Genomic DNA, 13,011 nt, shown 5'->3' with positions numbered 1-13,011 from the left:
ACGACGCGCCGCATTTTCCTTCCGTGATTTCGAGCCCGGCCCCGGTGCGGCCGTGACCCGTGACTCGCCGGGCCGGCGGCGCCGGGCGGCAGCTGACGCCGGGTCAACCGGTCTGCCCGGGCAACGGAACCGTTGTCCGGGCGGACCGGTCACGCCGTCAGCCGCAGGGCGTGCCGTTCAGCGTGAAGCCGCTCGGGGCCGGGTTGCCGCCCGAGTAGGAGGCGTTGAACCCGACGCTGGTGCTCGCGCCCGGCGCCAGGGTGGCGTTGTAGGAGAGGCTGGTGGCGGTCACGGTGCTGCCCGACTGGGTCCAGTTCGCGTTCCAGCCGCTGCTCAGCCGCTGGTCGCCGGGCCAGTCGAAAGAGAGTGTCCAGCCGCTCACCGGCGCGCTGCCGGTGTTCGTGAGCACCAGGGTGGCGGTGAAGCCGCCGCCCCAGTCGTTCACCGAGTAGCCGACCTCGCAGCTGCTGCCGCCGGTCGCGGCCGCCGTGGTCACCGTGACGGTGCCGGAACGGGCCGACCGGTTGCCCGCCGTGTCCCGGGCGTAGACGGCGAAGGTGTAGGCGGTGCCCGGCAGGAGGCCGTCCACCGTCGCGCCCGCGCCCGTGGGCGAGGCCACCGCGGTCTCGGTGCCGCCCTGGACCCGCACCACGTCGTAGCCGGCCAGGCCGGTGGAGCTGCTGGACGGGGCCCAGCTCAGGTTCACCGAGGTGCTGGTGACGCCCGAGGAGGTCGGCGTGCCCGGGGTGGTCGGCGGGGTCGCGGCGCTGCCGGGCTGCAGGGTGAGCAGGACCGCGCTGTACGGCGCGACGGTCTGCGAGGCCGCGGTGCCCGTGCCCGCCGTGGTCAGCGCGGCCGAGGCACCCGCCATCGTGGTCACCGCCGGCGTGCCCGGCGCGGGGGTGAATCCGGCGTAGTCGAGGCCCACCTGGTAGCTGTTGGCCGGATCGTCGTTCACCAGCAGCACCCGCAGCGAGCCGTCGGCTGCCTTCACCGAGTACGCCTTGACCAGGGACTGGTTGGAGCTGGCCCGGACCAGGGTGTCGCCCGGGTGGACGAACCGGCCGAGCAGCGTCATCCCGTTGTAGGCCGGGAACGGCGTGTCGGCCGCCGGTTCGCACAGCTGGGCGCCGCCGGCGGTGCCGCAGCTGCCGTCGGCGAGCATGCCGTAGTCGCCGTACGCGGCCGAGCCGTAGAGCGCGGAGCCGTTGTCCCCGCTGGTCACGATGCCGTTGTGGATCTGCCACCAGTCCACGCCGGCAGCGCCGTTGGTGAGCCAGCCGAGGTAGTCCTGCGGTAGGAAGAGGGCGTTGACCAGGCCGACGGTCTGCTTGCCCGGGTTGGAGGAGACCGAGTTGGTCTCGGTGATCATGATCGGCACCGAGCCGCTGTCCGCGTACTGGTCGAGCTGCGAGCGCAGCGTGCCGATCATGGCGGGAATCTGCGCCGGGGCGGCGAGCAAGCCGGAGTCGGTCGGCCCGGGCGGGGTGACACTGCTCGGGTTCTGCGGGTACCAGTGCACGTCCGCGAAGCCGATCTGCCCGGCCAGCGTCGTCATCACGGTCTGGTTCCAGGGCTGCGGGCTACCGGCCGAAGTGCTGCCGTCCGGCCAGTTCCCCGGGGCGGTGAGCACCACGCCGACCTGGATGGTCGGGTCGACGGCCTTCATCGCCGCGATGTACGCCTCGGCGTTCCGCGCGTACACCGCCGGGCCACAGTTGCTCGGACTCGCGCCGGCGGCGCAGTGCTTGTCCGTCTCCCAGCTGCCGCCGTAGGTCCCGTTCCCGTAGACCTCGTTGCCGATCTCCCAGTACTTGATGCGGTAGTTGTGCGTCACGTTGGCGTAGCGCACCCAGTCGGCCGCGAGCTGGGCCCCGGTCTCGGCCGGGCTCTCGGTGGCGCCGACGACGTCGCCACTGCCGTAGTTGACCGTCACCATGCCCTGCGCGCCGGACTGCTGGAGCATGGTGGCGTACTGGTCGAAGTCGACCGCCTGGGTGCCGTTGGTGAGGTCGCTGTTGGTCTTCCAGTCGTAGCTGTCGGACGAACTGCCGCCCGGGAAGCGGACCAGGCCGACGCCGGCCTGCTTCAGCAGCCCGGGCACCGCGGCGTCGGCCAGCTTGCTGTCATAGACCGAGCCGTTGGTGCCGATCGCGGTGGCGGGGACGGTGGCGAGGGACTGCGCGGCGTTCACGCTCACCGTCGCGGCGGTGGTGGCGGAGGTGGCCGCACCGGCGTTCGGCGTGGTGCTCCAGAGCGGGCCGGCGGCCAGCAGGGCCAGGCCGGCCAGGGCGGCGGGCAGGCGCAGCCTGCTCGATGGGGGCGGCAGGGACATGGACGTGTTCCTCTCGACGGGTGGGTACCGTCGGGGCCTCGCGGGTGGGGACGGGGGTACGGACCGCCGACGGTGACCCGAGGGTCGGCCGGTGCGCCGACGGGCGTCAACGGTGCCGGTGGCCGCCCGCGCCGTTCCAGGGGCTGAGCTGCGGTGAACGGCGTCCTGACCCGCCGTAACTTTCATCGATCCGGTTCCCGCCGGGATCTCGCCGGCACCGGCCGCCCCTGAGGCAGCACCAGGCGCCGTGTAGGTCACGGTGGTGACGCCTGGGGGTGGCCGTAGCCGCTGCCGGCCCGTGTGATCATGTTGTCCATGTCGATCGCCGCAACCACGGTGGTGCTGCTCATCGCCGCACTCCACGTGTACATCCTGGTCCTGGAGATGTTCCTGTGGGCCGGCCCGAGGGCCCGTGCCGCGTTCGGGACCACTGCCGAGTTCGCGGCCGCCACGAAGGCGCTCGCGGCCAACCAAGGCCTGTACAACGGCTTCCTCGCCGCCGGTCTGGTGTGGGGAGCGGTGGCCTCGGAGCCGGTCGGTTTCCAGGCGAAGGTGTTCTTCCTGGTGTGCGTTGCGGTGGCCGGCGCGTACGGGGCCGCCACCGCCGGCCGGAAGATCCTCTTCGTCCAGACCGTTCCGGCCCTGATCGGATTGGCCCTGGTGCTGGCGAGCCACTACTGACCCGGGCTGGCCGGCCGCGTCCGTCAGGGCAGGACGACCAGCTTCCCCCGGGTGTGGCCGGTGCGGCTGGCGTCGAAGGCCTCGGCCGTGCGCTCCAGCGGGAAGGTCTGTGCGACCTCGACCGTCAGCGCTCCCCGGTCGACCGACGCGGCGAGTTCGGCGAGCTTGGCGCCGTCCGGGCGGACCCAGATCCAGTGACCGCCGTGCTGCTCCACGCCCGGGTCGGCGACCGAGACGTGCCGACCACCGTCGGCGAGGACCGCGAGCGTGGTCTCCAGCTGGCCGCCGACGAAGTCGGCCGCGGCTGTCACACCGTCAGGCACCAACGCCCGCACCCGCTCGGCCAGCCCGTCCCCGTAGGTCACCGGCTCCCCGCCCAGAGCGCGGACGAACGCGTGGTTGCGCTCCGAGGCGGTGCCGATCACCCGGGCGCCGCGGTCCGAGCCGAGCTGCACCGCCAGGCTGCCCACGCCGCCGGCCGCGCCGTGCACCAGCAGCACGTCACCGGACCCGATCCGGAGCTGCTCCAGGCTGCGCAGCGCGGTGAGGCCGGCCAGTGGCAGCCCGGCCGCCTGCGCCCAGTCGAGTGCGGCCGGCTTGCGCGCTACCGCCGGTGCGGCGACCGCGACGTACTCGGCGAAGGTGCCGCCCTGCACCACGTCCTTGCGGGCGTAGGAGATCACCTCGTCCCCTGGCGCGAACTCGGGCGTGTCCGGGCCGGTCCGGGTCACCACGCCGGCCACGTCCCAGCCGGGGACGACCGGGAATACCGTGTCCATCATCCCGTCCAGGCCGCCCGCCATGATCTTCCAGTCGACCGGGTTGACGGCCGCCGCGCGGACCTGGATCAGCACCTGCCCGGGGCCGACCTTGGGTTCCGCCACCTCGCCGTACCGCAGCTGCGAGTTGTCCGGGGCGTACGAGTCGTAGGTCACCGCACGCATGAACCAACCTCCAGGGTGTCGCCGACTGGCGCCGTCACCGGACGTGCGGGCGCCATCGGCAACGCTATGCCAGGCAGGGGTGCCCGGCACCCCGACGGGCCGTCAGGGTGGCCCGGAACCACGGTCGAGCAGGCCGGTGATGTCGTCGCGGCGCAGCATCCGCACGCACCACTGGAAGTGGCCGTCGGCGTCGGTCGGGTCGTAGGCGTTGCCGGGGACCAGGGCGTAGGCCGCCAGCTACAGGAGCAGCAGCTCGCGCGGGTGGCCGAAGCGGGTGACCAGTGCGTCGTCGAAGAGCGTCTCGGCCTCGCGGGCGCGTGGGCTGATACGTGTCCACGATGCTCGCGGTCAGCGCGATCAGGGCGCCGGTCCAGTCGGCTGCGCCGCCGTGGGACGGCGCGGCCCCAGGTCGGGTCGGCGGCGCCGGTAACCGACTCGTGACCAGGGGGTGTTGGCACTGTCGTCCTGGGGAGTGTTAGCGTTAACAATCACGCCCGGGGTGTTCTTCGCGGGGTCGGGGATGTCAGTCGGCCCGCCGGGCCGGTGGAGGCTTCCCTCGGAGGCCTTTGCCCACTAATTTGTTCGCTGCCATGACGAAGTGGCGGCCGGCGGACCCTAACCGTCCCTGGTCATGCGCCGGATCATGGGCCCGGCATCGCCGGAGGCGGCACCCGGCCGTCGAACGAGCCTCGGACCCGCCCGGGCCGAGCGGAACCGATCAGGAGAGTCGATGCCCGCAGACCCGGCCCCCGCGCCGCCGACCAACTGGGCAGGGAACCTGCGCTACTCGGCGGCGCGGGTCCACCGGCCCACCAGTGTCGAGGAGTTGCGCGGCATCGTCCGTTCGGCCGCACGCGTGCGTGCGCTCGGGTCGCGGCACTCCTTCAACGCGCTCGCGGACACTGCTGGCGACCTCGTCAGTACTGCCGGGCTGCCCGGGGTGCTGAGGATCGCCCCGGACCGCCGCTCGGTGCGGGTGAGCGGCGGTCTGCGCTACGCGGAGGTTGCCGACGAGTTGGCGGGATCGGGGTTGGCCCTCGCCAACCTCGCCTCGCTGCCGCACATCTCGGTGGCGGGGGCGGTCGCCACCGGCACGCACGGCTCCGGCGACCGGAACGAGGGGCTGGCGTCGGCCGTTCTCGCCCTCGAACTCGTCGACGCCGGCGGCAGGGTGCGCGAGCTGGACCGGGCAGCTGATCCGGAGCTCTTCCCTGCGGCAGTGGTGGCGCTGGGCGCGCTCGGTATCGTGACCGAGCTGACGCTGGCCGTCGAGCCGGCCTTCGAGGTGGCGCAGATGGTCCACCTCGACCTCGCGCTCGACCGTCTCGCTGCCGACTTCGACGAGGTCTTCGCCGCGGCCTACAGCGTGAGCGCGTTCACCGACTGGGCCGGCGGCCGGGCGGCCGTCTGGACCAAGCACCGCACGGACGCCGCCGAGCCGCCCGGGCCGGTGGCCGGTGCCGTCCCGGCCGCCACGCCGCAGCACCCGATCCCCGGCCTGTCGGCGGTCAACTGCACCGCCCAGCTCGGGCAGCCGGGCCCGTGGCACGAGCGCCTGCCGCATTTCCGCGCCGACTTCACCCCGAGCAGCGGTGACGAGCTGCAGTCCGAGTACCTGCTGCCGCGAGGCCTGGCCGCCGGGGGGATCGCCCGGCTGCGGGCTCTCGGGCCGCGGCTCGCACCGGCGCTGCACGTGTCCGAGATCCGCACCGTGGCCGCCGACGAGCTCTGGCTGAGTCCCGCCTACCGGCGCGACAGCGTCGCCTTCCACTTCACCTGGATCGCCGACCAGGTCCGGGTCGCTCCGCTGATCACCGCGGTCGAGGAAGCCCTGCTGCCGCTCGGCGCCCGCCCGCACTGGGGCAAGCTGTTCTCCTGTACGCGGGCCCAACTCGCCGCGGCCGTACCGCGACTGGCCGACTTCGCCGCTCTCGCCCGACGCCTCGATCCCGAAGGCAAGTTCCGCAACGAACTGCTGGACGGCTGGCTGCCCGGCGCCGGCGACTGACTACAAGCGAGCACATCGTCCGCCGCCGCCCGCACCGCCGCCCGCACCGCCGCCCGCACCGGGGCGCGCGGTGCGGGCGGGCGACGGCGGAGCGGGTCAGCCGTTGAACACCTGCATCGAGTACAGCGAGTAGCTCCACTGGGCGGCGCGCGCGGTGCCGTACATCCGCACGTAGCGCCCGGAGCCGGACAGGCTGCTGACGTTCTCCACCCCACCGGTGCCGCTCGTGGTGGTGTAGACGGTGGTCCAGGTGGCGGCGCAGTCGGAGTGACGACGGCGTATGCGGGGCCGAGCGGCTGGTGACCGGGAGGAAGGCGTGCGGTCGGCCGGGTGGACGACCGCACGCCTGGGATCCTCAGCCGTCAGGATCCGGGTGACGGTTGGGAACGGATTACGCCGGTACCAGCCGCCATTGCTGATTGGCGCCGCCGCCGGACGTGTACTGCACGACCTTGGCGTTCTCGGTGGTGTCCCAGCTGTAGTCGTCCGCCACCAGCCCGCTGTCGTGGCTGACGATGGTGAAGTACGCGTCGCCGGTGGGTCGCAGGTACCACTGCTGGTTGGTGCCGCTGTTGGATGTCCACTGCTGCAGCTGGAGTCCGACGGTGGGGGAGGAGCCGTTGACGTCGAGTACCTTGCCGCTGGCGGTGCAGCTCAGGGTGTACGCGCCGCCGGGGGCGGCGTTGACGGTCCAGGCGGCGCCGGCGGCCTGCTGGACGGCCAACGCGCCGTCCGCGGTAGATCCGCCCGCTATGGCCGGCCCTTTCCCGCTGTTGCGGTTGACGATGCGGTAGTTCGTGCCTGACACGGGTTGGTTGGCGACCTCGAAGCGGTCAATGGTGACCCGGTCGTGTGTCGCGGAGGGCTGCTGGGCGCCGGTGACGCACACGCGGCTCGTGTGCGTGCCGGAGGTGAGTCGGGGGCTGGTCCACACCGGGACGTCGCCGGTGCGCGTTGCCGAGTACTCGTCGACGAGCGTCTCGGCCCCGCCGTCGATGGAGACGGCCGCGATGCCGTGGTCGGACGCGGTCACGGCGTGCGGCGTGACGCCGTCCGAGAGCGTCGCCTGGTTGTTGACCGCACCGAACTCGATCCACACCGACTGCGGCTGCCCCGTGTTCGGTACGGTCACGGTTCGCGAGTACGTCGCCTCGGTCACGTCGGTGAAGCCCCGCTTGTACCAGCCGCCGCCGGGCACGGTGATCGATGTCGTTGCTCGGCCCGTCGGCGTGAAGCTCCACGTTCCGGACAGGTCGACCGACGTGAGCGGTCCGGATGTCGCCGGCCCGGTTCACCACCTACGAGTCCGGCCCGCTGCGGGTCAGGATCCAGGCTCCCCAGGCCGGGCAGACGCTCACCGTCGACGGGGTGGTGGACTACCGGTCCCGCCCACGCCGTGGGCAGCTACCGGCTGGGTTCCGAAACGGGCCTGCCGGCCTGGGACTACGCAGGCCTGGGGGTCGTCCCCGGACACCCACAGGACCCGCTCGTCGCGGCCGCGTCGATGCCGCCCGGCGCCGTCCTCGCTGGAGGCGATGTCGATGCCCAGGATCTCGCGGTGGCCGTCCGCGTTGACGCCGACGGTGACCAGGGTGTGGACGTTGACGATGCGGCCGCCCTCGCGGACGTTCTGCGTCAGTGCGTCCATCCACACGAAGGTGCAGGGGCTGCCGCCCAGGGGGTGGTTGCGAAACGCGGCGACCCGTCCGTCCAGGACCTTGGCCGTCGCCGCGGGCCGGTGTGCGGCCGGAAGCATGTGATGGTTCGCGCCGTCGAGGTGGAAAGGCCCCCGGCGTGCAGCCGGGGCGCCCGGTTACGGGGTTACCGGGTCCGGTGAGACGGTGCGACCGCGTCTGGGCGAAGAAACGATGAAGAAATGATTGAGACGGCAACCTTTCCGCTCCGACCGGCAACTCAGGGGTGTACCGACGGGGGCGAGCCGTGGTCAGCGGCGCTACGCCCTCTGTGTCAACACCCGATCGGAGCCCCACGTGTCACCAGACAACCCGAGATCCGCCGAGCAGCCGACGCCTTGGGGCCGCACGCACCGCCGTAGCCGAACGCGCCGCCGCATCGTGGCGGGGCTGGTTGCGGCCCTGGTGGCCGGGGCCGGCGCCGGCGCCCTGGCACTGGGGGCGAGCGCCGCGCCGACCGTCGCCGTCACCGTCGATGCCGGAACCTCGCTGGGCACAGTGCCCAGCGGCGGTGTCGGCCTCAACACGGGCGTCGGCGACGAGAACATGGGCACCGCCAAGGTGACATCGCTGATGAACGCCGCAGGAGTTCGGCAGCTGCGCTTTCCCGGCGGCTCCGGCGCGGACGGCTACCACTGGAAGACCCACACCATGAACGACGGCGGCTGGATCGCGTCCAACACCGACTTCGACAACTTCATGGCCACCGCGAAGACGGTCGGCGCCCAGCCCATCGTTACCGCGAACTACGGTTCCGGCACCCCCCAGGAGGCCGCCGACTGGGTCAAGTACGCCAACGTCGACAAAGGCTACGGCGTGAAGTACTGGGAGATCGGCAACGAGGTCTACGGCAACGGCCACTACGGCAACGGCAACGGCTGGGAAACCGACACCCACGCCGACAAAAGCCCGACGGCGTACGCGAAGAACCTGATCGCCTACGCGCAGGCGATGAAGGCCGTGGACCCGACGGTGAAGATCGGAGCGGTGCTCACCACCCCCGGCGGCTGGCCGGACGCGGTGACGGCTCCCGGTGACAGCGCCGACTGGAACCACACGGTGCTCTCCATCGCGGCAAGCTCGATCGACTTCGTCATCGTCCACTGGTACCCGGGCGGCACCACCACGGCCGACCTGCTGAACACCCCCTCGCGGATCGCCGGAGTCACATCCACCCTGCGCTCGCTGATCGCCACCTACGCGGGCTCGCGCGCCGCTTCGGTGGAGATCGCGGTCACCGAGACCGACGCCGTCTTCTCGCCCGCCTTGACCAGCCAGGCCGCAGCCCTGTACGCGCCGGACACCTACATGACCTGGTTCGAGCACGGCGCCGCCAGCGTGGACTGGTGGAACCTGCACAACGGCACGGACCAAGCACCCACCACCGTCAACGGCCAGACCGACTACCAGGACGGGGGCATGCTCTCCGCTGGAACCTGCGCCGGGGGCAGGTGCGAACCGCAGCGCGATACGCCCTTCCCCACCTACTGGGGCATCCGCTCGCTGACCGCACTGGCGCAGCCTGGCGACACCATGGTCAAGTCGTCCTCGGGCAACTCGTCGGTTGCTGTGCACGCGGTGCGGAGCAGCAACGGCGGTCTGAACGTCATGCTGATCAACAAGGACCCGCAGAACGCGGCGCAGGTGTCGCTCTCGTACGCCGGATTCACCCCGGCCGCAGGGGCGGTCACGACCGTTTCGTATGCCAGGGAAGGCACCGCCCTGACGACGGCGGAGCGGGGCACGGCGGTCGCACAGACGCTGCCGCCGTACTCGATCACGACTCTTCAGCTGAAGCCCGCGGCGGGGACTGCCGGCGCTGCCAAGCCGTCGCCCGCCCCCACGCCGGCCGCTGCCACGCCGACCACCGGCTCCTCGCCCGCCCCCACGCCGGCCGCTGCCACGCCGACCACCGGCTCCTCGCCCGCCCCCACGCCGGCCGCTGCCACGCCGACCACCGGCTCCTCGCCCGCCCCCACGCCGGCCGCTGCCACGCCGGTTGTCTCCGCCTCCAGCACGATCGGCACCCGTGCGCAGGCCGCGGCCGGCACGCCCTCCGGCAGCGGCTCCACCTCCGCCGGTCGGCCGACCCAGAGCAGCACGCCCGGCGGCCTGGCCTTCACCGGGATGAGCAACGCCGTCACGTTCAGCGCCCTCGGTGGCCTGCTGGCCATCGCCGCCGGCAGCGTGCTGGTGCTTCGCGGACGTCGCCGCAAGGCTTTGCACGGGAAGTGAGAGCGCGTGAGTGACTGACGGCCCGGCAGCAACGCCACCTACCCGTGGCGTGCGCGCCGGGCCGTCGGCCTCCGCGCCGGCGATCAGGAGACAAACCAGGCCCGGGTCGTTGACCTGGACATGGTCTTCCTCGGCACCGGTCCCGACCCGTGGGGCGGCTCACGGGCCGCGTTCCGGGCCACCGTGGAACTGCCGCGCGATGGGACGCGACACTGCCGAGTGAGTGGCGCGTCGACGCTTTGGAGCAGCTCGCGCATCTTGACGGCAGGGTGGCGTCGCGCCAGGCTCTGGTACTGGCCTCGATCCCGCCCTCTGCGGTGACCTGCGGCTGCGGGCAGCGGACGTCCTTGGGCGGCTCGACCCTTGGCGTGCCGCGGGCGTCTGCTTCGTGCTCGCCTACGATCCTCTGGCCCATAGCGGTGTCCGGGTGGCGGCCGCGCGTGATCCCCGGTCGGCCGACCTGTGCTTCGTACTGGCGCGGGACGATGAATTGGATCGGGAAGACCTTCAGAAGGCTGTCCGTGTTGTTCGCGGGTGCCCGGGTGAGCACGCCCCGGAAGGCGGCGCCGGGCCGCACGGAGGGCTTCTCCGTGCGGCCCGGCGGTGGGTCGGAGTGAGGTGTCAGCCCCAGGGCTGGGCGGTGAGCCAGCTGGTGTCGTCGGCCCAGGACGTCGTGGAGTCCCAGGTGTTGGAGCCGCCGTCGGAGGCGGTGTAGACGGTGTAGTTGAAGTGGCGGAGGTACTTGTCGGGGTAGTTGACGGACTGGAAGGAGTAGCCCTGGCCGTTCTGTCCGGTCTGCGGGCAGAACGTGGCGTCCTGGGCGAACAGGGAGGTGTTGTCGTTGGCGTTCAGGTAGAGCTGGAAGTTCGAGTGCCGCAGGTACTGCCCCGGGTCGTTGGCGGACTCGAAGGAGACGCAGGTGCTGTTGGCCAGGCCGGCCCGGACGATCCAGGTGGAGTCGGCCTTGACCGTGGCGGAGCTGGAGGAGTCCACGGGGGAGATGACGACCTTGGTGTCGGAGTCGTCGTGGCGGATGTAGTCGCCGGTGCAGCAGGAGGTGGTGGCCTGCAGCGAGATCCGCGAGCCGGGGGCGATCGAGCCGGTGCCCGAGGAGGTGTCGGCGTAGCCGGCGGCGGTGATGTTGGCCTGGACCGAGTTCTCGGTGGCGTCGCTCGGGTAGCCGGAGGTCATGACGCCTTCGTAGAAGGTGCCGGCGGCGCCGTTGCTGTTGTCGCCGCCGATGCCCAGGAGGATCGCGCCTTCCTTGTGCATCGGGTTGTAGCCCGTGGGGCGCGGTCCGCTGAAGAAGGTGGACAGGCTCCCCGACTGGGCGTCGCCGCCGCGGATCGCCCACTGGTTCGACTCGCCCTTGAGCATCGCGGTGGTGAACCGGTGGTTGATCGTCGGGTCGCCCGGGTTCTGGCTGTTCACGTTGGAGCCGGAGAACAGGCCGTTCTCCTGGTCGGCCATGATCCACGGCCCGTTGCCGGCACCGGTGTCCCAGTAGGAGGCGTTGCCGAAGTAGATCGCCTCCATGGTGCCGTTGCCGTCGTCGTGGTTGGTGGTCTCGGCGTTGCCGTAGTCGAAGCAGCACCCGTTGTTGTAGTGCGTGCCGTCCACCACGCCGTACTCGCCCTCGGGACTGTCACCGGTGGCGACGCCGTTGGTGCTGTCGTCGCGGTACCCGACACCGGCGGAGATGAACACGCCGTACGCCTTCTGCCCGCCGATGGTGACCGGTGCCGAGGTGGCGTCGGCGGGCCGGTCGGGGGTCGCCACTTCTCCGCCGCCCGGAGCCGGAGTCAGGTTGTTGCCGCGCCCGGACTGGTCGTAGATCACCGTGATCACACAGGACGTGCCGGCGCAGAACGAGTCCTGCGCGGTGGCGTTGGCCACCCCGCCGGCGGAGAGCAGGCCGATGTTCGTGGTCGCGTTGTCCGAGGCGCGCCGCACCTGGTACAGCGGACCGTTGTACGCCGCGTACAGCGCGCGCGTGGTCGAGTGCGCGGCCACGCACGGGGTGCCGCCCGCGGCGTAGATGTCGCACGCCTGCTGGCTGGCCGCCTGTGAGGTGGTGGCGGTGCCGACCAGTACGCCGGTGGCAAGGGCGAGAGCCGCCCCCGTCGCCAGCAGGGTGCGCCGAGCGTGGCGCAGCCATCCCGAAATGATCACGTGCGAACTCCTTCGTCCGTCTGTGGGCGGGGCCGGTGCTCCCGGTTGTTAGCGTTAACAATTCATGCTGTGGAATTGCCCATGGGAAAGCCCGGGGATAGTGGCTGCTTGAGCAGCGCGATTGCCAACTATGGAGGCGCGCGCAGGTAGCGTCAAGGTGTCGCACGGACCTGATTGCTGACGTGAACAATTGTCGGACATCTCTGCCTGACTTTTCCGTGATCTTGGTGCTTCCCGGTGCGCGAGCGTGATCGGTGGGCGTCTCGGGCTGTCTCGTCGACCGATTCAGCCGCCGAGGTGTCCGTTGTCGCTTCACCCTCGTTCTGGTGGGCAGGTCCCGTCTCTGACCGCGCAGATCGCCTGGGCGAGCAAGTGGCGCGACGGCAATGTGGGTACCGGACCAGCTGGACGGGCTGTGGTGCGATGAGGACTTCGCGAGCTGGTGTCCGCGAGACGGACGTCCGGGGCTCTCGCCCGCCCAACTGGCCACCGTCTGCGTGCTGCAGTTCCTGCTGGGCCCGTCGGACCGGCAGGCCGCGGAAGCGGTCCTCGCCTTTTTGGCCATGGGGGGATTGGCTGCGTTCGCGCGAGAGTCCCGGTGGACAGCTGCGCGTGACACGCCATCAGGGGGCTGTTGCTGACCATGGCCGACGTGTGGATCCGCCCGTCCTTCCAATGTGTTCGTGCGGCGGTCGATGGGACTGCCGGGTGCCGACAAGGCTCATGTGCTGCTCGGGCGCTCGGCCTCGGATCGCGAGAGCCTCGAACTCGGCGTGCGGCCTGCGCCCGGGTCTGCGCCCCGCCGGGGAGCATGACGGCGGCCAGCGCCACGCAGAGCGCCGCGAACGATGCGCGGTGGGGGTTGGCGGAAGGGGAGACGCACGGGAACCTCCGTGGAACTGCGTCTGCGTGTGTTAGCGCGCACAACGAGCCGGGATCGAG

Annotated in this window: 7 protein-coding genes and 1 pseudogene; 3 read left to right on the top strand and 5 right to left on the bottom strand. The window is 71.5% G+C overall.

Annotation, left to right across the window (positions count from 1 at the left end):
• Positions 1-157 precede the first annotated feature (157 nt).
• Positions 158-2,335, bottom strand: coding sequence for a cellulose binding domain-containing protein (locus tag OG455_RS04160; RefSeq protein ID WP_266290302.1), 2,178 nt, complete (start codon positions 2,333-2,335; stop codon positions 158-160).
• 315 nt (positions 2,336-2,650) lie between these two features.
• Between OG455_RS04160 and OG455_RS04155 the strand changes: the two genes are divergently transcribed.
• Positions 2,651-3,016, top strand: a complete 366-nt coding sequence (locus tag OG455_RS04155; protein ID WP_266290300.1) for a DUF1304 domain-containing protein — start codon at positions 2,651-2,653, stop codon at positions 3,014-3,016.
• Positions 3,017-3,039: 23 nt separating this feature from the next.
• Here the strand turns inward: OG455_RS04155 and OG455_RS04150 are convergent, their stop codons facing one another.
• On the bottom strand, positions 3,040-3,960 hold the full coding sequence (locus OG455_RS04150; protein ID WP_266290298.1) for an NADP-dependent oxidoreductase: 921 nt from the start codon (positions 3,958-3,960) through the stop codon (positions 3,040-3,042).
• A gap of 730 nt (positions 3,961-4,690) precedes the next feature.
• Between OG455_RS04150 and OG455_RS04145 the strand changes: the two genes are divergently transcribed.
• Complete coding sequence (locus OG455_RS04145; RefSeq protein WP_266290296.1) at positions 4,691-5,968, top strand: FAD-binding protein; 1,278 nt, start codon at positions 4,691-4,693, stop codon at positions 5,966-5,968.
• A 391-nt stretch (positions 5,969-6,359) separates the two neighbouring features.
• Here the strand turns inward: OG455_RS04145 and OG455_RS04140 are convergent, their stop codons facing one another.
• Together OG455_RS04140 and OG455_RS04135 are read right to left on the bottom strand one after the other, a co-directional pair.
• Positions 6,360-7,100 carry an RICIN domain-containing protein gene (locus OG455_RS04140; protein ID WP_266290294.1) on the bottom strand — a complete coding sequence of 247 codons (741 nt, stop codon included), beginning with the start codon at positions 7,098-7,100 and terminating at the stop codon, positions 6,360-6,362.
• Between the two features lie 378 nt (positions 7,101-7,478).
• Positions 7,479-7,691, bottom strand: a pseudogene (locus tag OG455_RS04135) (transposase); the annotation flags it as partial.
• A 352-nt stretch (positions 7,692-8,043) separates the two neighbouring features.
• Between OG455_RS04135 and OG455_RS04130 the strand changes: the two are divergent.
• Positions 8,044-9,897, top strand: a complete 1,854-nt coding sequence (locus OG455_RS04130; RefSeq protein ID WP_266290292.1) for a cellulose-binding protein — start codon at positions 8,044-8,046, stop codon at positions 9,895-9,897.
• Between the two features lie 621 nt (positions 9,898-10,518).
• On the opposite strand, the gene OG455_RS04125 is transcribed toward OG455_RS04130, so the two are convergent.
• Positions 10,519-12,069, bottom strand: a complete 1,551-nt coding sequence (locus OG455_RS04125; protein WP_266290290.1) for an alpha-L-arabinofuranosidase B — start codon at positions 12,067-12,069, stop codon at positions 10,519-10,521.
• Positions 12,070-13,011 lie beyond the last annotated feature (942 nt).

It is taken from the genome of Kitasatospora sp. NBC_01287 (genome assembly GCF_026340565.1).
In the GTDB taxonomy this organism is placed as follows: domain Bacteria; phylum Actinomycetota; class Actinomycetes; order Streptomycetales; family Streptomycetaceae; genus Kitasatospora.
This window is presented reverse-complemented; position numbering and strand designations above follow the sequence as displayed.